General features: G+C 63.0%; 16 protein-coding genes. 3 read left to right on the top strand and 13 right to left on the bottom strand.

Annotation, left to right across the window (positions count from 1 at the left end):
• Nucleotides 1-570 precede the first annotated feature (570 nt).
• The gene (locus C2L65_RS17030; protein ID WP_042304244.1) at nt 571-1,848 is read right to left on the bottom strand and encodes a virulence factor family protein; all 1,278 of its coding nucleotides are present in this window, start codon (nt 1,846-1,848) and stop codon (nt 571-573) included.
• Complete coding sequence (gene mprF, locus C2L65_RS17025) at nt 1,845-4,439, bottom strand: bifunctional lysylphosphatidylglycerol flippase/synthetase MprF (RefSeq protein ID WP_042304245.1); 2,595 nt, start codon at nt 4,437-4,439, stop codon at nt 1,845-1,847. Before mprF ends, C2L65_RS17030 begins: the two co-directional genes overlap by 4 nt.
• 714 nt (nt 4,440-5,153) lie before the next feature.
• On the opposite strand from mprF, the gene C2L65_RS17020 reads away from it, so the two are divergent.
• Nucleotides 5,154-6,788 carry a tetratricopeptide repeat protein gene (locus tag C2L65_RS17020; protein WP_042304246.1) on the top strand — a complete coding sequence of 545 codons (1,635 nt, stop codon included), beginning with the start codon at nt 5,154-5,156 and terminating at the stop codon, nt 6,786-6,788.
• 80 nt (nt 6,789-6,868) lie between these two features.
• On the opposite strand, the gene C2L65_RS17015 is transcribed toward C2L65_RS17020, so the two are convergent.
• The 6 genes from C2L65_RS17015 to norR form a co-directional block, all read right to left on the bottom strand.
• Nucleotides 6,869-8,428, bottom strand: a complete 1,560-nt coding sequence (locus tag C2L65_RS17015; protein ID WP_042304247.1) for a DHA2 family efflux MFS transporter permease subunit — start codon at nt 8,426-8,428, stop codon at nt 6,869-6,871.
• 74 nt (nt 8,429-8,502) lie between these two features.
• On the bottom strand, nt 8,503-9,807 hold the full coding sequence (locus C2L65_RS17010) for an HlyD/EmrA/EmrK family protein (protein WP_042304248.1): 1,305 nt from the start codon (nt 9,805-9,807) through the stop codon (nt 8,503-8,505).
• 34 nt (nt 9,808-9,841) lie between these two features.
• Nucleotides 9,842-11,365, bottom strand: a complete 1,524-nt coding sequence (locus C2L65_RS17005) for an efflux transporter outer membrane subunit (protein ID WP_042304249.1) — start codon at nt 11,363-11,365, stop codon at nt 9,842-9,844.
• 35 nt (nt 11,366-11,400) lie between these two features.
• Entirely contained in the window at nt 11,401-11,838 is a 438-nt protein-coding gene (locus C2L65_RS17000; protein WP_042304250.1) for a MarR family winged helix-turn-helix transcriptional regulator, read from the bottom strand.
• A gap of 187 nt (nt 11,839-12,025) precedes the next feature.
• Nucleotides 12,026-12,463, bottom strand: a complete 438-nt coding sequence (locus C2L65_RS16995; RefSeq protein ID WP_007742890.1) for a MarR family winged helix-turn-helix transcriptional regulator — start codon at nt 12,461-12,463, stop codon at nt 12,026-12,028.
• Between the two features lie 83 nt (nt 12,464-12,546).
• Entirely contained in the window at nt 12,547-14,145 is a 1,599-nt protein-coding gene (gene norR / locus C2L65_RS16990; RefSeq protein ID WP_042304251.1) for a nitric oxide reductase transcriptional regulator NorR, read from the bottom strand.
• Between the two features lie 134 nt (nt 14,146-14,279).
• Between norR and hmpA the strand changes: the two genes are divergently transcribed.
• A complete protein-coding gene (gene hmpA / locus C2L65_RS16985; RefSeq protein WP_042304252.1) occupies nt 14,280-15,461 on the top strand; it encodes an NO-inducible flavohemoprotein in 1,182 nt (393 codons plus the stop codon).
• 107 nt (nt 15,462-15,568) lie between these two features.
• On the opposite strand, the gene catC is transcribed toward hmpA, so the two are convergent.
• The 3 genes from catC to C2L65_RS16970 all read right to left on the bottom strand — a co-directional run bounded on the left by catC (nt 15,569) and on the right by C2L65_RS16970 (nt 18,131).
• Nucleotides 15,569-15,859: a muconolactone Delta-isomerase gene (gene catC, locus C2L65_RS16980; RefSeq protein WP_007586367.1), complete on the bottom strand. Its 291-nt coding sequence runs from the start codon at nt 15,857-15,859 to the stop codon at nt 15,569-15,571.
• A 120-nt stretch (nt 15,860-15,979) separates the two neighbouring features.
• Nucleotides 15,980-16,882, bottom strand: coding sequence for a catechol 1,2-dioxygenase (gene catA, locus C2L65_RS16975; protein ID WP_042304253.1), 903 nt, complete (start codon nt 16,880-16,882; stop codon nt 15,980-15,982).
• Nucleotides 16,883-16,973: 91 nt separating this feature from the next.
• Nucleotides 16,974-18,131, bottom strand: coding sequence for a muconate/chloromuconate family cycloisomerase (locus tag C2L65_RS16970; RefSeq protein WP_042304254.1), 1,158 nt, complete (start codon nt 18,129-18,131; stop codon nt 16,974-16,976).
• Between the two features lie 90 nt (nt 18,132-18,221).
• Here C2L65_RS16970 and C2L65_RS16965 point away from each other — a divergent pair, with 90 nt between their 5' ends.
• A complete protein-coding gene (locus C2L65_RS16965) occupies nt 18,222-19,115 on the top strand; it encodes a LysR family transcriptional regulator (RefSeq protein ID WP_042304255.1) in 894 nt (297 codons plus the stop codon).
• Nucleotides 19,116-19,172: 57 nt separating this feature from the next.
• Here the strand turns inward: C2L65_RS16965 and C2L65_RS16960 are convergent, their stop codons facing one another.
• Nucleotides 19,173-19,670, bottom strand: coding sequence for a hypothetical protein (locus C2L65_RS16960; RefSeq protein WP_042304256.1), 498 nt, complete (start codon nt 19,668-19,670; stop codon nt 19,173-19,175).
• 187 nt (nt 19,671-19,857) lie between these two features.
• The gene (locus C2L65_RS16955; protein WP_042304257.1) at nt 19,858-21,093 is read right to left on the bottom strand and encodes a YbfB/YjiJ family MFS transporter; all 1,236 of its coding nucleotides are present in this window, start codon (nt 21,091-21,093) and stop codon (nt 19,858-19,860) included.
• Nucleotides 21,094-21,229: the final 136 nt, after the last annotated feature.

Raw genomic sequence — 21,229 nt, 5'->3', positions numbered from 1 at the left:
CGTCACGTCGCTTCATGAGTCCGCGTTTGCCCGGTTCGACAAGCGTCAGTCGATCCCGTCAAAGATCATATTAGTGCGCGTTCTGAATTTCGCCGCATTGAATGAGCGGGAATACAGGCTGAAAAGATTGCGAAGAAGCGGCAATTCGCGCAGTGCTGACCCGTGCAAAGCGGTCGCAAAGCCTTTGTGAAGCGCAATAGGCGCACGCCGTCAAAAGGCATTTAAAGCCTGCTAAGACAAGGCTTTAGCGTGTGCCGACGCATATGCTGCGCTGCAATTCGAGCGCAGTGGCATATCGCTTGCATCAATGATCGCCACAAGCGCTGTGTACGACGACCGCCTGGTCTCGGCAGTCGCACAGGGAGAAGGAGATGCCTTATCTGATCGGTTGGTTGCTAGGTGTGCCGCTTATCGTCCTTGTGATTCTGTATCTGATTTTCCACTAGGACGCACAGCGATCGCGGTCATTGCGACCGCATCTTTTCAGCAGAACCGCGCCTGTCTGCGGTTCATTGCAAGGGCGGCGACTGCGCATTGATTGACGCACAGTCGCCGCACTGCTTTCCAGCATCAGGTTCCGCCAGCCTGCTTTTTCAACGCGCCGAGAATGCGTTTTTCGAGCGCGGCATAGTCGTGTCCGAAATGATGATCACCGGAAGTGCGGATCACTTCGACGCCCGTCTTCGTGAGCGTCGGGCACAGCGTGTCTTCCTCATGTTCGCCGTAGAAGCACTGCACGATCTTCGGCGGCAAGCGCGCGAACTCGGGTTGCACCTGCAGCGCCTTGTCGCTTGCAGGCATGCCGAGCCAGCCCGTCACGCGAATCTGGAAGTCCGCGGAAGGCGCGAAGCCGAGCAGCGAAATCAGCGAAACCTTCGCGCGCACCGCATCGGGCAAGCGGTTGTACGCGAACGGCATCACGTCGGCGCCGAATGAATAGCCGATCAGCGCGACATGATCCGCATGCCAGCGCGTCGTATAGGTTTTCAGCACGCGCGCGAGATCGTTGCTCGTCTGCTGCGGCGAGCGCTCCGACCAGAAGTAACGCAGGCTGTCCCAGCCGATCACGGACACGCCATCCTTCTGCAGTTCCTCGGCGATCGTCTTGTCGAGATCGCGCCAGCCGCCGTCGCCGGAAATCACGATCGCCATCATGCCCGTCGGATGCGCGGCGGGCAGTTCGATCAACGGCAGGTCCGAGACGTCCTCTTCTTTCATTGCGGCGACGCGCAGATGCGGGCTCGTCAGCTCGACGATGCGCTGCGTGCCACCCGATGCGTTCGCGTCGGTTTCGGCAAAGCCCGGCAGGCCGGGGCCGTGCGTCACGGTCGGGTCCGGCGCGCACGGGTTGAAACGCTTGTCGAGATCGCGTTGCGCGGCAACGGATACCGCGCCCGCCACTGTGTTTTCAGGCGCCTGCTTCAGCACTTGCATCGCGAGCGTCGCGCCCTGGCCCGAACCGGCGACGATCGGCATGAAGTAGCGGTTCGACTGCACCTGCCGTTCGAGTTGATGGCTCACGGCTTCGGCATCGCCCACCAGCTGATGACACGCTTCTTTCTTCGCAGCGAGATTCGCCGCGTACTTCGCGGTATCGACACCCACCACCATCGCGCCGTTCTTCGCGAGCGCGTCGGCGGCCTGCTGGTCCGCCGGGTTCCAGCCGCTCTCGCGCGAGAACAGCACGACGAAGCCACGCACGTCGCCCGTGGGCTTGGTCACCGTGACCTGGCCGTATCGGCCGCCGGACACGGTCTCATAGGCGTGCGCCGTCGGCACGACGCCTGCGAGCGAGCACAACGAAACACTCGCCAATGCGGCGAGCCGGTAAAACTTTTGCATGATCATGAACGCCGGCCCCCTGCCAGCAGCGAAAGGTCCGCGAGCGTGAAGAACACGCCGACAGAACCGGATGCAGCGAGATAGCGCGGTTCCCATTGAGGCTGGAATTTGCTCTTGAAAGCGCGCAGTCCGCGAAAATTGTAGAAGCGGCCGCCGAAGCGCCACACGATGTTCGCGAGCCGGTGCCAGCGCGACGCGAGCGGCGTCGGCGACATGCCCGAGAACGGCGCGATGCCGAGGCTGAGCGAGCGGAAACCCGCGTGCTTCAAATGCAGCGCAAGCTGCGTGAACAGATACTCCATCGCATACGCCGAAGCCTGCGGCACGTGGCGCATCACGCCGACGGTGGCCTCGGTGTTGAGGTCCGTCGTCATGAACGTGACGAATGCGACAGGCGCGCCGTTCTGACGCACCAACATCACCGATTGCGCAGCGAGATAGTCTTCCGTGAACGCGGCGACCGAGAAGCTCTTCTCGCGCGCATCGCGGCTGTCGAGCCAGCCATCGGAAATCTCGCGCAGCGTCGCAATCGATTCGGGCACGCGCGCCGGTTCGATCACTTCGACCGCGAAGCCATCGCGCTCGCCGCGCTTGAGCGCATAGCGCAGATGCGCGCGGTGCGAGCCCTTCAGATCGAATTCGTCGAGCACGACATGCGCTTCCTCCCCGAGCTTCATCAGCGTGAGACCGGCGTCGAGATAGAGCGGCAACGCATTCGCGCGCACCTGATAGAACGCCGCGCGGCCGCCGTGCGTATGCGCGAGCGCGACGAACTTGCTGATCAGCTCCGCCCATTCCGCGCGCGGACCGACGGGGTCGTGCAGCGCGGCCCACGTGCGGCCGTACTTCGCGTACATCAGGAACGCCTGGCGCGACTCGGAGAAGAGAAAGCTCTTGTCGCCCATCAGCGCGAGGCCCGCGTCGCTGCGCTCCTGCGCGCGGAAGATACGCGCGGCGTCTTCGAGGTCCTGCTTGACGGGCTTCACGAAGCGGCCCGCAGCGGGTCGCAGCAATTGCCAGAAAGCGAACGTCGCGGCAAACAGGCTTGCGGCGAGCGTCGCGCGCAATGCACGGGGCGCGCGTTCGTCGAATGCGAATTGCCACCACAGGTCGCGCGTATAGGCCACGTCGCGGAACGCGAACAGCATCACCCACACGGCGAGCATCAGCACCATCGCCACCGAAACCAGCCAGCCCGCCGTGAAGGGCTCAGAGAACAACGACGAGCGGCGATTGAAGCGCGAGCGCGTCGCGATCAGCAGCACGATCAACGTCGTCAGAACGCCGGCTTCGACGAACGCGAGACCCTTGGTCAGCGACAGCGCGAGACTCACCACAGCGAGACCCAGCGTAAGCCACCATGCGGCATCGAGACGCCGCGACAGGCCACGCGCGACGAACAGCAACGCAACGCCGACCACGCTGCACAGCATCTGCGAGCTTTCGAGCACCCACAGCGGCACGAGGTCTCGCAGGATCGCGATGCGTTGCCAGAACGCGGGTGTCGCGCTCGAAATCACCAACATGCCGCCGACCACGAAGGTCACGAGGCTCAGGAACAGCGGCGCGAGTTGCGAAACAGTAGCCGCGTGATGCAACGGCAGGTGCTTCTTCAGCGCGCGTCCTTCGAAACCGGCCAGCAGACCCGCCGACACGATCAGCGGCAAACCGAAATAGATCGCGCGGTACGCGAGCAGCGCGGCGACCATCGAATGCGTCTGCACGCTGCCGCCGAGCGCGAACACCATCGCCGCCTCGAACACGCCGACACCGCCCGGCGTGTGGCCGATCAGGCCCAGCAGCATCGCAGCCGAATAGATCGTGATGAACGACACGAAGCCCACGTGCGCATGCGGCAGCAGCGCCCAAAGCGCGAGACCGGCTGCGACGACGTCGAGCACGGCCAGCAGCACCTGCTCGACGAAATCGCGGCGCGCGGGCACGTCGAACGCCAGCCAGCTCCAGCGAGTGCGGATCTGGCGTGTCTGCTTGCCGCAGGCGAGTGTCAGCAGACCGAGCACCGTCAGAAGCGCCGCGCCGCCCCAGGCGAGCGCGCCCGTCGGGCTGTGCAGCATCGGTGCGAGCGTGTGCGCGTCGCACAGCATACCGAGCGCGGTCATCAGAACGAGGGCCAGCGCGAGCGAAACGCTCGTGAACACCGTCATGCGGCCGATTTGCGCCGGCGTCACGTCGGCGACGGCATAGACGCGCGCGCGCACCGCGCCGCCCGTCAGCGCGCCGAAGCCGGTCGCGTTGCCGAGCGCCGAGCCCGCCGTCGCGCCGATCCACAGCGCCGCGCGCGGCACGGCCTTGCCGATGTACCGCAGCCCGACGGCATCGCGCCCGACGAGGGCGATATAGCTGAGGATCGTCGCGCCGAGCGCCGCCGACCATTCGCCCGCCGTCAGATGCCGCAGATGGCGGATCACCGAGCGGTAATCGACGGCCTGCGAAAGGTGCTGCAGCACGATCAGAAGCAGCACGCAGACGCCGAGCGACAACGCAGGCGACAGCACGCGCCGGCTGCCGGCCACGGCGCACGCTCGCTGAAGCAGCGCGGCGGCGCGGCTGAAAAAAGAACGGGGAAGGTCAGACATGGATGAACCCGGGTAATGCCTGATGCAGTAGCAATGGTCTCGTTGCTATGGCATCGAATGAGGTTGGATTTCGGAGCGCGCCGGACGATCGTTACAGCCGTCCTGATCTCGCCTTTTCAACTCTTTACAAATGGACAACGGCAATTTGCCCAAAAGGTTGACACCGGGAGCAACCCGGAGGCGATTATTTGCAGTTTTCGCTTAAGAAATCCTGATGTAGCCGATGATCGATCGGAAATTCAGTTGAATCGTCCTGTGGGCCCGGCGCGGCGCGGCTCACGAGCGTCACGCCGCTCCACGCGGCCGCAGGCCGCATGGGCACTCGCTTTACAGCCGGCGTGTTTGCGTCGGATGTACCGGCTGGTACAAACCCTGACGGCATTCGTCTCACATTCCAGCTATTCGAGCCCGGACGCACGATACCAGATTTGACCTTGCGTTTAGCTTTATCGAAGATTCATCCGCCTTTCGTCGCCCTACGGTTTGCGAACGGACGCGCAGTGAAAACCGGCTGTTTCGCTTCATATTGGGCGAGCGAGCCGCCTTCAATATGACGTGCGAAATCCGACTCAGTCGCGCCCGTTGGTTGGCCGCGAACCAACACACTCCAGCGACCTTTTCCGCCCCTCCTTGCGCTGCAAGCGTCAGACGAATTGGCATGTTCGATGCGTAGTGACAGGTTCGCCAATCGCAGCGCGCCGCAAGGAGTTCCGCATGAAGCCCCTCGACACCCCGCTCGCCTCGTTACTCTGGGCTGTCCGGTTCCTGTGCCGTCACGTGTTGTATCTCGGCATCGTCGTGCCGCTGATCCTCGTCGCCGCGTTTTATCTGGGGCCGCGCATCGTCGCGCTGTGCGGCGTGTGGTTCGATCCGCTGACGCTCGTCCAGCCGATCGAGGTCTCCGACGATTTCAGGCGACAGGGCTACACCGATCAGACCTTGCAGCACCTGCTCGTCGATACGCTCAGCGACGTGCGCAAGGAAGCCGAATCCGTCACGCCCGCCAACGACACCGAAAACGTGCTCGCCGAGTTCAAGCTGCCCGACTTCACGGTTCCCGGAACAGGGCTGTCGGTTCGTCCGCTGATCGAATTTGCGCGTACGCTGCTCAAGCGCGATTCGTCCGTATATGGCAGCGTCGTCGGCTCGCCGTCGTCGTTTGCGGTGATTCTGACGCTGCGCGACCCCGATGGCCGCACCGTCGCGCTCGGCAACGACGTGCCGCCCGACACGGGCGTGAAGCCCAACGTGACCAACGAATCGCTGGCCATGCGGCATGCGCTGCGTCAGGCCGCCACGACGATCCTCCAGCATCAGAGCCCGCTGCTGCACGCGTCGTATCTGACGCAGATGGAGCAGAAGCGCTGCCTGCAAGGCAATGCGCCATGCCAGTTCGACGACGTGCGCGAGCGCTTCGCGCAGATCGCGGCGGGCTCGGGCCGGGACGCGTCAGGCGCGTCGAGGGAAGAGGCGGCGTGGGCCATGCTCGCGCTGTCGAAGCTCGACACCTACGCGCGCGACTACGAAGGCTCGATCCGTCACGCGCGCAGCATCGTCGACATGAGCGAAGAACTGCATTCGTGGAAGCGCGTGCGTCCGTGGGCGTACTACAACTGGGGCGTCGCGCTGATGGACATGGGTTGCTACCAGCAGGCCGCCGACGTGCTCAGGCGCGCGGTCGAACTGCACAAGGACTATGCGCCCGCTCACAACGCGCTGGGCCGCGCATGGCTCGCGCTCGCGCAAAGGCCGACGCTCGCGGGCGCTGCGTCGCAAGAACATGGCGACTATCGCGCGGCGGCCGTACGCGAACTGAGGCTCGCGATCGAGAAGAATCCCGGCTACCAGGAAGCGTATGTGAATCTCGGCGATGCGCTGCGGCTGCCATCGATGAAAACGGGCCTCGTGCCAGCGGCAACGCTCGACGAAGCGCGCGACGCGTACCGGACCGCCGTTGCGCTGAACATCGACGATGGGGGCCGGGCGTATGAGCGGCTTACGACGCTGCGCGACAGCGCGTTTGTGAAGGTCGCGGCGCGCATCACGCGCAGCCGTGCGCAGTGCGCGACGGGCATGGCCCGCTCGCTGCTCGAATCGTGGGGATGCAGCGACGCGCAGATCGAAGCAGGCGCGAGCAAGGACGCACGCGACATGCAGCCTGCCGCGATGCATGCCACGGCGAGTAATCAAACGTGCAGCAAGCCCGAACTGACGCTGCCCGCCAAAGGCACGACCGGCAACATGAATAAAGCCAATGACATGATCGAAGTGAAGAACACCAACGAGACGCCGAAGCCGCGCGATGCCGATCCGAGTCACCGCGCCATCGCACAGCAGCAACGCGGTTGAACGACGCGCGGCAACGTTAGCGAAAGAAAGGCCCCGGCAGCATCTGCATGCCGGGGCCTTCTTTTCTCAACTGGCAGTACTCAGTGCGCGCCCGCTGCCGCTGCGCCGCCGCCGCCGCCCTTGCGCGGCTTCGTCAGCCAGATCAGCGGAATGATCACGATGAAGATCATCGCCGACAACCAGAAGATGTCGTTCAAGCCGAGCATCGCAGCCTGCGCATTGAGCGATTGCTCGAAAAACGCTCTGGCCTGATCCATGCTGCCGCCGAGCGTCGCGTGAATGCTGGCGAGCGCGTTCGTGTAATCGGGGTTGTTCACGCTCGACTGTTCCGCGAGTTGCGCGTGATGCAGGATCGTCCGGTTGTTCCAGCCCGTCGAGATCAACGACGTGCCCACGCCGCCCGCAAAAATCCGCACGAAGTTCGACAGGCCCGCTGCGGCGGGGATCTTCTCGGCAGGCAGGCCCGACAGGATGATCGCGGTCAGCGGCGTAAAAAAGAGCGCCATGGGAATGCCTTGCAGCAGCGTCGGCACGATCAGGGTGTAGGGATCGACGCCCGTCGTGTAATGCGAGCGCATGATGAACACGCCTGCAAAGCCGAGGAAGGCCAACGTCGCGAGCACCCGTGCATCGGACTTTGGCATGACCTTCGCCATCACGGGCGCGAGCAGCACGGCGAAGATGCCAAGCGGCGCGGTCACCAGACCCGCGTCCACCGAACGATAGCCGAGATAGCCCTGAATCCACTGCGGCAACAGCACGAGGTTCGCGAAGAACACGCCATACGCCACCGAAATCGCAATCGTCCCGCCACGGAAATTCTGCCCCGCGAAGAGCCGCAGATCGACGATCGGGTTCTTTTCCGTGAACTCCCAGATCAGGAAAAAGATAAAGCTGACGGCAGCGATAGCCGTGAGCGTGCAGATCACGGGCGAGTTGAACCAGTCGAGATCCTTGCCCTTGTCGAGCATGATCTGCAGCGATGCAACCCAGACGATCAGCGACAACAGGCCGACCTTGTCGATGGGCAACTTGCGCGTCAGCGATTCGCGGTCGCGGTAGAGCATCCAGGTCACGCCCGCAGCGAACATGCCGACGGGAATGTTGATATAGAAGATCCATGACCAGCTGTAGCTGTCGGTGATCCAGCCGCCGAGCGCGGGGCCCGCAATCGGACCGACGGTCGCCGTCATCGCCCACAGCGACAATGCCGTCGAGCTTTTCTCCTTCGGATACGAAGCGAGCAGAATGGCCTGCGAAAGCGGCGTCAACGGTCCCGCCACGAGGCCCTGCAAGATACGCGCGGCCAGCAGCACCACCAGGTTCGGCGCGATGCCGCACAGCCACGACGAGAACACGAAAAGCAGGATCGAGATCACGAACAGCTTGATCTGGCCGACGCGCTGCGTGAGCCAGCCCGTCAGCGGAATGGCGATGGCATTGGCCGCCGAGAACAGCGTGATCACCCAGGTGCCTTCATCGACGGAGACGCCGAGATTGCCGGAGATGGTGGGAATCGCAACGTTCGCGATGGACGAATCCAGCACGTTCATGAACGTCGCGAGCGCGACGGCAAGTGTCGCGAGGACCAGCTTGCCGCCTGTGAACGGGGCCGGTGCGGTTTGCGTCGAAGGATTCATGGCGCTTTCTTTATCTGACCTGTCAGTTACTTGGACGAGAGGACGCGCTTTGGCGCTGCGTCCTCCGGTTCGGCTTAGCCCGCGCGCTGCGCCGTGGCGCTCTTGTCGCCTGCTTCGCGCTTCGCGAGCGGCCGCGACCCGTCACGCGGCGACACCATGTTCTGCGCGATGATCCTCTCGATCTCGGCATCGGCCTGCGCGCCGTATTGCGCGAACACATCCGTGCGATACGTCGTGTTCATCGCGGCGCCGAGTTGCGGACCCGCGTTATCGCGCGTGTCGACATCGACGTCCATCGACAGGCCGATACGCAGCGGATGCGCTTCCAGCTCCTTCTGGTCGAGCTGAATGCGCGCGGGCAGGCGCTGCACGACCTTGATCCAGTTGCCCGTTGCGTTCTGCGCGGGCAGCGTCGCGAACGCACTGCCCGTGCCCGCCGAAAAGCCGACCACGCGGCCGTGATACTCGACCTTGCCGCCGTACACGTCGGCCGTCAGCGTGACAGGCTGGCCGATACGCATGTTGCGCAACTGGCTTTCCTTGTAGTTCGCGTCGACCCACACGCCGTCGAGCGGCACGACGGCCATCAACGGCGTACCCGGCGACACGCGCTGGCCGACCTGCACCGAACGCTTCGCGACATAGCCGGTGACCGGCGCGGGCAGCGTGTTGCGTGCATACGAAAGGTACGCGTCGCGCACCTTCGATGCAGCGGCCTGCACGTTCGGGTGCTGGGCGATCGTCGTGTGGTCGGTCAATGCGCGGTTCGCTTCCGCCTGCTGACGCGCGGCGTCGAGCGCGGCTTGCGCGGCGTTCACGGCGTCGCGTGCATGCGCGATGTCTTCGGCGGAGACCGCACCTGTGCCCGCGACCGCCTGGCGGCGGCGCAGATCGTCCTGCGCGCGCGCCAGGTCCGATTGCTTCTGCGCAACGTTTGCCGCGTAGAAGTCGTTGTTCACGTACAGGCTGCTCACCTGGCGCACCGTCTGTCCGAGCGCCGCTTCCGCGTTGCCGAGCGCGATCTTCGCGTCGGCGTTGTCGAGCGTCACGACCGGGTCGCCTGCCTTCACGATTTGCGTGTCGTCGGCGTTCACGGCGATCACGGTGCCCGTCACTTGCGGCGTCAGTTGCACGAGATTGCCGCTGACGTACGCGTCGTCGGTGGTCTCGTGGTAGCGCGCATAGGTCATGTAGTACGCGCCGTAAGCCGCAGCCGACACGACGACGGCCGCGCCCAGCAACGAGAGCAGCAACTTGCGCTTGCGCGTGTTGGGTTCGTTCGCTTTGACAGCTTGCGCCGGTGCCGCAGTGGACTTCGCATCGGGCTTCGCATCCGGCGCTTGCGTCGTTTCGCGCTCCGGGGTGTTGATTTCGCTCATTTCTAGTTCTCCAGGCAATGCGATGAGGGGCCGCTCACTGCGCAGCGGCAGCAGACGTTTTGGCGGCAGACGTTTCTGTGGTAGAGGCGACGCGCGCGTTTTGATCGGCGTTCGACGTGTCGACGAAACCACCGCCCAACGCCGACGCGAGCGCGATCTGCTGGTCGCGGCGATCCATGCGCAGGTTGGCGACGGACTGATCGGCGGCGAGCGCGTTGACGTCGGCATTCAGTACGGTCAGCTGGTTCGTGAGTCCCGCCTTGTATTGCACGAGCGCAAGCTGGTCGGCCTGGCGCGCGGCCGTCTGCGCGGTTTGCGCATCGACGAGTTGGCCGTCCGTCGAACGCACGCCGGCGAGTTGCGTGGCGACTTCGCTCAATGCAGTAACGAGCGTCTGGTTGTACGTTGCGACGGCGTAGTCGAAGTCCGCGTAACGGCCCTTCAGTTGCGCGCGCAGTTCGCCCGCGTCGAAGATGGGCAGATGGATCGCGGGACCCGCCGAGGCCGTGCGGCTCGCCGCCGTCAGGAAGCGTCCGAAGCCGAACGCGTCGAGCCCGATCGCGGCGCTCAGATTGATGTCGGGATAGAACTCGGCCTTCGCTTCCTTCACGTCGTGCGTCATCGCGTCGACACGCCAGCGCGCGGCCACGATGTCCGGGCGCCGGCTCACGAGATCGGCGGGCAGGTTGTCGGGCAGATTCACGTCGTCGCCGATACCGAGCGTCGGACGCGCGATTTGCAGGCCACGGTCCGGACCGGCGCCGAGCAGCGCGGCGATCTGATAGCGCGTGGTGAGAATCTGTCCGTCGAGCGCCTTCAGCGCGGCGCGGCTCGTCGCGAGATTCGCCTGCGCGGTCTTGCGTTCGACTTCCGTGTCGAGCCCCGTCGCGATGCGGCCCGCCGTGATGCGGTCGATCTGCTCGCGCTGCGTGACTTCCTGTTGTGCGATATCGCGCAGTACATAGAGACGTGCAAGCTGGTTATACGTGCGCGCAATCGACGTGGTGAGCGTCAGCTTGACGACTTCCGCATCGGCCTGGCTCGCCTGCAACTGCGAGATCGCAGCCTTCAGCGCTTCGCGGTTCTTGCCCCACAAGTCGAGATCGTACGAAGCGCTCAACAGGCCCTTGTTCTCCGTCTGCCACGAACCGCCCGTCGGAGGCGGCACCAGCGCCGTGCCCGAATACTGCTGGCGCGTGAGCGAGTAGCTGGCGTCGACGCGCGGCATCGTGCTCGCCTTCGCCGTTTCGCTATACGCCGAGGCCGCTGCGACGCGGGAACGCGCCTGGTCGAGCGTCGGGCTGCTCTTCAGTGCTTCGTCGATCAGCGCCTTCAATTGCGCGTCGCCGAACTGGTCGGCCCAATCGGCCGCGGGCCAATGACCCTGCTCAGCGGGAATACTCTGCTGCGTCGCGTACTGCTGCGGCTCGGCCGTCTTAGCGTCACTATGGATGCCCGCGTAGTTCACGCATGCCGACAGCACCGCCGCGAACATCACGGAGACACCGACTTTCAGTACACCTGTAACGCGCTGCCTGGCGTTTAATTGATTGCTCATTGTCTGACCTATCAGATAATTGGGTAAAAAAATGCTCAATCGTTGAGGAACTTGCCAAGCAGACGGCGCAGTTCGTCGAATTCGTCTTTGGTGAAGCACTGAAGACGCTCGTTCAGCACATCGGGGGCGATCTCCGCGATGCGCGAAGCGACTTCGCGGCCCGCCTCGGTGAGTTCGAGATTCACGACGCGGCGGTCATCCGCGCTGCGCGTGCGCGTCAGCAAGCCGAGCGTTTCGAGCTTGTCGAGCGTGCGCGTCATCAGGCCCGTGTCGATGCCGAGATGGCGCGACAGCGTGGCCGGCGTCGTGTCGATGCCGCGCAACAGCGACATGAAAATCCCAATGTGGTGCGCCCGCACGTTCAGACCCTTCACCGCTGCATCCATCCGTCCCGTCAAGAGGTTGCGCGCCTTCGTGATCGCGAAACCGACGTTGTCGGTCAAATGAAAATCTTCCTTCGAATAGTGCGACATCTCTGACTCCTCGCTATTTGCACGAACAATAATTGACAGGTCAGATATAGTCAACAGCACTACGACGAAACTCATTGTTTCATCAGATGCAGCAGTTCTTATCGTTCAATCGGATAATGCGGCGGACACGCGCCGCCCGAAGGCGGCGGGAAGGAGGCTCAGGCGCACGCGGCGCTCAGTCGTTCATTCAGTCGCTCAGGAACTTGCGCAGCAGCCGGCGCAGTTCATTCAGCTCGGCCTTGGTGAAGTCTTTCAGGCGCGCATTGAGCACGTCGGGTGCGATTTCGGGAATCTGGTCGGCGACGGCAATGCCGGGTTTGGTCAGCGTCAGGTTGACGACGCGGCGGTCCTCGTCGTCGCGCGAGCGCACCACAAGCCCTTTCGCTTCGAGCTTGTCGAGCATGCGCGTCATCAGGCCGGTGTCGATGCCCAGCATTTTCGACAGTTCGAACGGCGTCGACGCGAGCTTCTGCCTGAGCATCAGCATGATGCCCATTTGCTGGCTGGAGATGTCGAGGTCCTTCAGCGCCGCGTCCATCTCCGTCGTGATCAGGTTGCGCGCCTTCACGAGCTGGTAGCCGACGCTCTCCGTGAGCCTGAAATTGTCTTTGGTGTAATGACGCACGCGAAGCCTCCTGAACGAACGGCAATCTGACTGACAAATCAGATACTACCAAATCAGTTCTCGGCGGCCCGGCAAATTGTGCGTTATTTCAGGCCAAGACGCCTCGCGAGCCGGTTCAGATTCGCGCGATCCATGCCGAGCGCGCGCGCGACGGCTGCCCAGTTGTGGTTGTTGCGTTCCAGCGCGTCGCTGACGAGCGTGCGCTCGTAGGCGGTGACGGCGCTGCGGAAATCGGTTTCGCTCGCGTCGTCTGCGCCCGTTGAAGCCGAAAGGGACGCAGCCGCCGGCAGTTCGCCGCCGTTATTCGCCGACATGCCCAGATCCGCCGCTGTCAGCGTGAGAATGCGTGGCCGCTCGCGATGACGCGACAGCGCCTTGAACGCGCTGCGGCCGATCATATGCTCGAGCTCGCGCACGTTGCCCGGCCAGTTGTACGAAAGCAGCGCGGTTTGCGCGTCCTGGCCCAGCCGGATGCTGAGCAGCCCGAGCCGCGCCCGGTTCTCTTCGAGGAAGTAGCCCGCGAGCAGCAACACGTCGCGTCCGCGCTCGCGCAGCGGCGGCACACGCAACGGATACACGCTCAGCCGGTGATACAGATCCGCGCGAAAACGCCCCGCACGCACTTCTTCGGCGAGATCGCGATTGGTCGCGGCGATGAGCCGCACGTCCACCTTGTGCTCGCTATCCGAGCCGATACGCTGCAACTGGCCGTTCTGCAACACGCGCAGCAGCTTGGCCTGCACGCCGACCGGCAACTCGCCGACCTCGTCGAGAAACAGCGTGCCACCGTCGGCGAGTTCGAACTTGCCGCGCCGGTCCGACGACGCGCCCGAGAATGCGCCGCGCACGTGCCCGAACAACTCGCTTTCGACGAGCGTATCCGGCAGCGCCGCGCAGTTCAGGCTGATCATCGGCTTGTTGGCGCGCGGCGAGCCGCTGTGAATCGCGTTCGCGACCAGTTCCTTGCCGACACCCGTTTCGCCCGTCACGAGCACGGTCAGCTCGCTGTTCGCGACCACGCGGATTTCGTTGACCAGCTGCTGATGCGCCGTGCTGCTGCCGATCAGCTCGCGGCTGCTCTGCCCGCTTGCCTGACGGTACGCCTCCGCGCGCTGACGCTCTTCCTCCGTGTTGCGCTCGAGCGTGTCGATGCGCTCCGCGACGCTCACCGTCGCCGCCGCGAGACTCAGAAACGCCTGCAGCGTGTTCATGTCGATGCTGTCGAAACGCTCGGGGTCAAGCGAGTCGAGCGTCAGCAAGCCCCACGGTCTGCCGCCGATCAGCAGCGGACAGCCGAGGCAGTCATGCACTTCGAGATGGCCGCTCACGCCTTGCACGAGGCCGTCGTACGGATCGGGTAAATCGGAATCGGCGGGAAAACGCGTGGGCTCTTCGCTCGACAGCAGCGCTTCGAAGCGCGGATGGTCGCTCACGCGAAATCGGCGGCCGAGGGTGTCGCCCGACAGGCCGTCGATGGCGAGCGGCACGAGGGTGTCGTCATCGAGACGCAACAGGGCTGCTGCATCGCCGGGGAACAGCGTGCGCAGCGTCGTCAGAAGACGGCGATAGCGCTCGCGCTCCGGCAGGTCGCGCGACAGGTCCTCGACCAGCGGAATCAGCGCGTCGAGCACCTCGGATGCAGTCAGTTTAACCTCTGATGAGGTCGTTTTAACCCTTGTCATATTCACGTCTGATGTTTCTAAGCCGCTGATTTTACGGTTGTTTGAAGCTGGCCCGATAGATGCGTAAGAGATTACCCGAAGCCCGCCGAATTCGCGCGGGATCACCACTCACCCCAACTGCGAGGAATCAACACATGCTGTCAGCCGAACATCGCGCAATCGTCAAGGCAACTGTTCCGCTGCTCGAAAGCGGCGGCGAAGCGCTCACCACGCACTTCTACAAGACCATGCTGGCGGAGTACCCGAGTGTGCGCCCGCTGTTCAACCAGGCGCACCAGCAATCGGGCGATCAGCCGCGCGCGCTCGCGAATGCGGTGCTGATGTACGCGCGTCATATCGATCAACTCGAACAACTCGGCGGACTGGTTTCGCAGATCGTCAACAAGCACGTCGCGCTCAACATCCTGCCCGAGCATTATCCGATCGTCGGCGCATGTCTGCTGCGCGCGATCCGCGAAGTGCTCGGAGCGGAAATCGCCACGGATGCCGTGATCGAAGCGTGGGGCGCCGCGTATCAGCAACTGGCCGACTTGCTGATCGGCCTCGAAGAGAATGTCTACGTCGAGAAGGAAACCGCGACGGGCGGCTGGCGCGGCACGCGTCCGTTCGTGGTGGCGCGCAAGGTCAAGGAAAGCGACGAGATCACGTCGTTCTATCTGCGTCCCGCCGACGGCGGCGAGCTGCTCGAATTCCACCCGGGCCAGTACATCGGCCTGAAGCTGATCGTCGACGGTGAAGAGATTCGCCGCAACTATTCACTGTCGGCTGCGGCAAACGGCCGCGAATATCGGATCAGCGTGAAGCGCGAGCCGAACGGCAAGGCGTCGAACTATCTGCACGACTCGGTGAATGAAGGCGCGACGCTGGACCTGCTCACACCGTCGGGCGACTTCACGCTGGAGCACAACGACAAGCCGCTGGTGCTGATCAGCGGTGGCGTCGGTATCACGCCGACGCTCGCGATGCTGAACGCCGCGCTGCAAACGTCGCGTCCCATTCACTTCATTCATGCCACACGTCACGGTGGCGTGCATGCGTTCCGCGACCATATCGACGAACTGGCGGCGCGTCATCCGCAACTCAAGCGCTTCTATGTGTATGAGAAGCCGCGTCAGCACGACGACGCGCATCACGCGGAAGGTTATATCGACGAAGCTCGTCTGATCGAATGGCTGCCGGCTTCGCGTGATGTGGATGTGTACTTCCTCGGACCTAAGTCGTTCATGCAGGCGGTGAAGCGCCATCTGAAGACGATTGGCGTGCCGGAAAAGCAGAGCCGCTACGAGTTCTTCGGTCCCGCTTCCGCGCTCGATTGATATAGCGGTTTTGTTGTAGTGGTTGTTGTTGTCTGTTGAGGCTACCCTGGTAGTGCTTTGGAAGAGACGGTACTCCGCGTCTCTTCCTTTTTTATTTGTGCCAGCGCCTAGCGATCGTCTTCGTGAATCGACGAAGGATGGCGGCACATCGCATCCACCGTCACTTCCATGTACGGATAAAGCGGCAACTGCATGAGGATCTCATTGAGTTGCGCGGGGCTTTCCACGTCGAACACGCTGAAATTCGCGTACAGGCCCGCAATGCGCCAAAGATGTCGCCAGATGCCTTCCTTTTGCAGACGCTGCGCCAGGGCCTTTTCTGTGGCCTTCAATTCATTGGCGCGCTCGACAGGCATATCGGGCGGCAGCTTAACGACCATCTTCACGTGAAATAGCATTCGTGGACTCCCTGTAGATTCATTGCAGTTGCGCGGCTTCCACTGCATGCCGCGCTTTCAAACAACGCGGCCACCTCGAACGGCGGCCGCATTCATACACTTTCAGCGATACCGCTGATATCAGGCGCGCACGCGTTCCACTTCGCTCGTCGGCACGTTGTCGCGTTCCTTGACGAGGCTGAAGTCGAAGTCGATCAACGCGAACTGGCCGTCGATGCCATAAGGCTTGCCCGTTGCGCCCTCTTCCTTCTTGACCGCGGGCACGAGACCTTCACGCGTCGCGAACGCGAAGTCATCCCACAGATACGGATCACCTTCGATGTTGATCTGCGTCGTCAGCTTGCGGTAACCGGGTGCCGACACGAAGAAGTGGATATGCGCCGGGCGATGACCGTGACGACCAAGCAGATCGAGCAGTTGTTGCGTCTTGCCCTGCGGCGGCACGCTATAGCCGATCGGCACCACGCTGCGGAAGCTGTACGTGCCGTTTTCGTCGGTACGGATCGAGCGGCGCAGGTTGAACTCGGCCTGCGATTTGTCGAAGTGCGAGTAGTTGCCCAGATGATTCGCGTGCCACACTTCGACCAGCGCGTCGCGTACCGGCTCGCCGTTTTCGGCGAGAACACGGCCACGCATCACCAGCGTTTCGCCCGGTTCGTTGCCATTGTCGAGCCGTGCATGGCCCGTCGATTCCGGCGCGCCCGCCACATACAGCGGACCTTCGATCGTGCGCGGCGTGCCGCCCTGGAGGCCTGCCTTGGTTTCCGCTTCGTCGAGACGCACGTCGAGGAAGTGCTCGAAGCCGAGACCCGCCGCCAGCAGACCCAGCTCACCGCTTTGGCCCGCTTCGCCGAGATAGTTCAGCGCTGACCAGAATTCGTTCGGCGTCACGTCGAGTTCGTCGATCGTGATGAACAGATCGCGGATGATGCGGTTGACCACCTGCTTCGTGCGGGCATTACCTTCGTGCGTGGCGCTTTCGTTGATCTTGTTCAACAGGGCGTCGATGGTTTTGATGTCCATGGGGATGTCTCCTTTTAGTCCAATCACTGATGACGATGCCAAATGTGCTTAGGGCGGTTCTTAAGGCGCTGCGGATTCAGCACCGCCATTGCTAACCTTTGACCACACTCGCGCCATGCTTCGAATCGCGGCGCAGTCTCCCGATCTTGTCGAGGTCGAGTTGAATGCCGAGTCCCGGGCCTTGCGGCAATTGCAACGAGAAGTTCTCGTAGCGCAGCGGCTCGGTGAGAATTTCCTGTGTGAGAAGCAACGGCCCGAACAGCTCAGTGCCCCACTTCAATTCGCGGAACGTGCTGAACAGTTGCGCCGAAGCGATCGTGCCGACCGCGCCTTCCAGCATCGTGCCGCCGTACAGGTCGACGCCCGCAGCAAGCGCAATCGCCGCCACGCTTGCCGCGCCCGTCAGGCCGCCCGATTGCGCGATCTTCACGGCGAATACATCGGCCGCATGCTCGCTGGCGACATCGAATGCATCGACGGGACCATGCAGCGCCTCGTCGGCCATGATGGGCACTTTCGAGAGATGCGTGAGACGCTTGAGGCCGCGACGGTCGTCGGCGGCGATGGGTTGCTCGATCAGATTGCAGCCCGCGTCCGCGAGGCGTTCGCACGCCCACAGCGCTTCCGCCTGGCTCCACGCCTGATTCACGTCGACGCGGACTTCAGCGTGGTCGCCCACGGCCGCCTTGATCGCTGCGACGTGCGCGATGTCCTCAGCCGGTGCGCGCGTGCCGATCTTCAGCTTGAACACGCGGTGCCGCTTCATTTCCAGCATCTGATGCGCTTCGTCGATATCGCGGCCTGTGTCGCCGCTCGCCAGCGTCCATGCGACTTCGACGGAATCCGTCACGCGGCCGCCGAACAACTCCGACAGCGGCACGCCGAAACGCTGTGCCTGCGCGTCGAACAACGCGGTTTCGATCGCGCACTTCGCAAAGCGGTTGCCCTGGAAGCATTCGCGCAGCTTCGCCATCGCCTGGCCGGGACGGGTCGCGTCCATGCCCTTGAGCAGCGGCGCGAAATAGGTGTCGATGTTGGTCTTGATGCTTTCGGGGCTTTCCTCGCCATACGCGAGACCACCGATTGTGGTCGCCTCTCCCCAGCCCGTTATACCATCCGCGCATTGAATGCGGATCAGCACAAGTGCCTGGCAATTCATCGTGGCGACCGACAGGCGGTGCGGGCGAATCGTCGGAACATCGACGAGAATAGTCTCTACAGCTTGTATCTGAACGGCGCTTGGTATCATACGGCTCTCCTGCTGATGTGCCCATACTAGGGGTGCCGGCAGAATCCGTCCAAGTCCGATTAAGTCTATTTCCATACCTTCGGGGCATAGATGGAACTGCGTCAACTTCGCTATTTCGTGGCGGTGGCCGAGGAAAGGAACTTCACTCGGGCCGCCGAGCGCCTGAACATGACGCAGCCGCCGCTCTCGCGGCAGATCCAGCAGATCGAAGACACGGTGGGGCTTGCGCTGTTCGAACGCGGCGCGCGCCCGCTCAAGCTGACGGAAGCCGGGCGCGTCTTTTATGCGCAGGCCAAGCGCCTGCTCGAAGAAAGCGATGAGCTGCTGCCGCTCACGCGGCGGCTTGCGCAGCTCGCGGAGCGCATCGTGATCGGTTTCGTGCCGTCCACGCTGTATGGCCCGCTGCCCGACGTGATCCGCGCATTTCGGGAAGCGGCGCCCCTGATCCAGATTTCGCTGATCGAAATGTTTACGATCGAGCAGCTGAGCGCGCTCAAGGGCGGACGCATCGACGTGGGCTTTGGCCGGCTGCGTTTCGACGAATCGCAACTGGCGCGCGAAGTGCTCGTCGAGGAACCGTTGATTGCCGCCTTGCCCTCGGGCCACGCGCTCGCCGACGTGGCGCAACTGACGCTCGACGCTTTGTCGAAAGAAACGCTGATCATCTATCCGTCGACGCCGCGCCCGAGCTACGCGGATCAACAGTTGTCCGCGTTCCGCGACCACGCCGTCGAACCGGCCGCCGTTCACGAGGTACGGGAACTGCAGACGGCACTAGGACTCGTTGCCGCTCAAGTGGGCGTGTGTCTCGTGCCGGAGAGTGTGCGGGGTTTGCGGGCCCGCGGCGTGACCTATCGGTCGATCGAGGAAACGAATGTGTCGTCGCCGATCATCATGAGCCGGCGTTTGCAGGATCAAAGCTCTACGACAGAACTGTTCTGCTCGATCGCGCGCGATCTGTTCAAGAGGCCGTTGGCCGTCTAGAAGTCGATGCAGAGCATTCGCGAAATGCAGTACGTGAGAGGTTCTTTAAGGCTGCTTTCAAGGCCGCTGGATGTTTGCGTCATCGTCATGCCATGACGCGAGATCGACGGCGGCGGGACGCGTGACGCGCGACAACCCCAATGCGAGCAGAGCGCCTGCCTTGAGCACGCATTCCACGAGCGATTGCGTAAAGATCCACGCCGACTGGTTCAGTTCGACGGGCAGGCCCGGCACGATGGCGACGAGGCTCAGTCCGCACAGAAACGAAAAGATCCATTGCGCGCGCCTCGTTCCACGCGCGGCTGCCACGCCGATCACGATCCACGCAATCTTCGCCAGTGCGAGAGCCGCGATGCCCAGATCGCCAGCGGAAGAATCGAACTCCGCAGGCGTTTCGATCAGCGACCAGCCGCACACGCCGAGAATCAGCAGACGCGGTATCAGCGCGAGCCGCGTGCTGCCGCGTGGCATCGACAGCGGCAACACGCCTTCGGGACGCTGCGCATCGGCGTCATCCGTGGTGTTCCGGAACGGACGGTCCACGCCTGCCTTCACGTTCGAAACCTCCGCGTCGATACACGCACGTCATTGCGAAACTGGAAGTGGGAATTGTCGGTCGCTGAACGCGTGAGCGGTAGTTAATCCTTGTTAACGTGACTCACGCGAGGCGCCCCGCGATCTTCTTTAATCGACCTGATCGGGTGCGCTTTTCAAACGATGAGTAACGCTGCGATTTTTTGCCTTATCGGTTGTTCTGTTTTTGACCAGGCTCTCGCGCAAGCAACGGCGCCGCGCAGTCGACCAGGACGACGAACACGAGTGCCACCGCGCCAATTACAAAGAGTAGGCGATGGTTGCCACCGCTGCTATTGAACAATGCCGAATACGAGTAGCCCGCGAGCGCCTGAAATGCTGCAAACGTCGTCGTGGCGCGGCTCCATGCCCTGTGCTGCCCGGCATGATCGTGCGGCAGGACTTCATGGACGCGCGCAAGCATCATCGGCACGATGCCCGGCGGAAAACTGCCGATGACGAGCGTCAGCACGCCGATTACGATTTGATTGCTGGACATCGCGAACGCTGCGACCACGACGATCTGCAACAGCGTAAGCGCGCGGATTGCAAAGCGCCCGCCTAAGCGATCGGCCATGAATCCATATACGGGCGCGCCGAAAATGGCACCAACGCCATACAGAATCCAATATGCCGCACCGACATGCGCGCCCGCGCCAAGTCCGCGCGCAATGAAATCGACCAGGAAAACCATCGTGGGAACAAGGCCGACCGCCATCAACGCGTACTCGGCGTAAAGCACACGAACTGTCGACGGGTTGTGCGTCTTCGCAGTTGGAGCAGCGTGCGCGGAATGTGCGTGCGCTTTCGTCGCCGACGGCCATCCGTACCACGTTGCCAGCGTCAAAGCCGCGGAGAGGATCGCGATGCCGATCCACGTGTTGTGCAAGCCGAGATTGAGCAGCAACGGGACGATCGTCCCCGAAGCCGCAATGCCGACGCCAAGGCCCAGAAAGATCGCACCGCTTGCGAGACCCTTACGATCCGCCGGCACATGCGGCCGCACCGTTGCAGCGACCAGCACCATGATCGCGCCGCCCGCGACGCCCGACAGTAATCTCCAGAAGAAGAACCACGCGACGGAGACGGGAAACGCGCACGCCAGAAAGGTCACCGTGACCAGCACCATCATGGCCCGCAGCGTATGTGTGTTCGTCAGACGATGCGCGACCGGACGGCCGAGCAACGCACCGAGCAGATACCCGGCAAGATTCGCCGCGCCCAGATACACCACGTCCGATGCCGCGAACCAGTGCGCCTGAATGAGCGGCGGAATCAGCGGTGTATAGGCGAAGCGCGCCAGCCCGATGCCGACGAGGCTCGCGCAGAAGCCCGCGAAGATGTGCCGCCATACGGCAGTTTGACCGTTGGCAGATGTTGTTGGAAGTGAAGCATCGGTGGACATGAGTATGGATTCCGCTTGAGGCCGCGCGACGCGTGGCAGTTTTGTCATGTTCGGGTCATTTTCCCGCCATCTTTGACATAGTTGTCAATTTCGCGAATTCTAGACACAGATGACAAAGATAGCAAGAATCCATTCC

This window comes from Paraburkholderia terrae (assembly GCF_002902925.1).
GTDB classification, from domain to species: Bacteria; Pseudomonadota; Gammaproteobacteria; order Burkholderiales; family Burkholderiaceae; genus Paraburkholderia; species Paraburkholderia terrae.
The sequence above is the reverse complement of the archived record's forward strand: the minus strand, read 5'-3'. Positions and strand labels throughout refer to the sequence as shown.

What these genes read in the sequence shown, in the direction of transcription:
- C2L65_RS17030 (WP_042304244.1), bottom strand. Translation starts at nt 1,848, where the DNA reads ATGATCATGCAAAAGTTTTACCGGCTCGCCGCATTGGCGAGTGTTTCG.
- mprF (WP_042304245.1), bottom strand. Translation starts at nt 4,439, where the DNA reads ATGTCTGACCTTCCCCGTTCTTTTTTCAGCCGCGCCGCCGCGCTGCTT.
- C2L65_RS17020 (WP_042304246.1), top strand. Translation starts at nt 5,154, where the DNA reads ATGAAGCCCCTCGACACCCCGCTCGCCTCGTTACTCTGGGCTGTCCGG.
- C2L65_RS17015 (WP_042304247.1), bottom strand. Translation starts at nt 8,428, where the DNA reads ATGAATCCTTCGACGCAAACCGCACCGGCCCCGTTCACAGGCGGCAAG.
- C2L65_RS17010 (WP_042304248.1), bottom strand. Translation starts at nt 9,807, where the DNA reads ATGAGCGAAATCAACACCCCGGAGCGCGAAACGACGCAAGCGCCGGAT.
- C2L65_RS17005 (WP_042304249.1), bottom strand. Translation starts at nt 11,365, where the DNA reads ATGAGCAATCAATTAAACGCCAGGCAGCGCGTTACAGGTGTACTGAAA.
- C2L65_RS17000 (WP_042304250.1), bottom strand. Translation starts at nt 11,838, where the DNA reads ATGTCGCACTATTCGAAGGAAGATTTTCATTTGACCGACAACGTCGGT.
- norR (WP_042304251.1), bottom strand. Translation starts at nt 14,145, where the DNA reads ATGACAAGGGTTAAAACGACCTCATCAGAGGTTAAACTGACTGCATCC.
- hmpA (WP_042304252.1), top strand. Translation starts at nt 14,280, where the DNA reads ATGCTGTCAGCCGAACATCGCGCAATCGTCAAGGCAACTGTTCCGCTG.
- catC (WP_007586367.1), bottom strand. Translation starts at nt 15,859, where the DNA reads ATGCTATTTCACGTGAAGATGGTCGTTAAGCTGCCGCCCGATATGCCT.
- catA (WP_042304253.1), bottom strand. Translation starts at nt 16,882, where the DNA reads ATGGACATCAAAACCATCGACGCCCTGTTGAACAAGATCAACGAAAGC.
- C2L65_RS16970 (WP_042304254.1), bottom strand. Translation starts at nt 18,131, where the DNA reads ATGATACCAAGCGCCGTTCAGATACAAGCTGTAGAGACTATTCTCGTC.
- C2L65_RS16965 (WP_042304255.1), top strand. Translation starts at nt 18,222, where the DNA reads ATGGAACTGCGTCAACTTCGCTATTTCGTGGCGGTGGCCGAGGAAAGG.
- C2L65_RS16955 (WP_042304257.1), bottom strand. Translation starts at nt 21,093, where the DNA reads ATGTCCACCGATGCTTCACTTCCAACAACATCTGCCAACGGTCAAACT.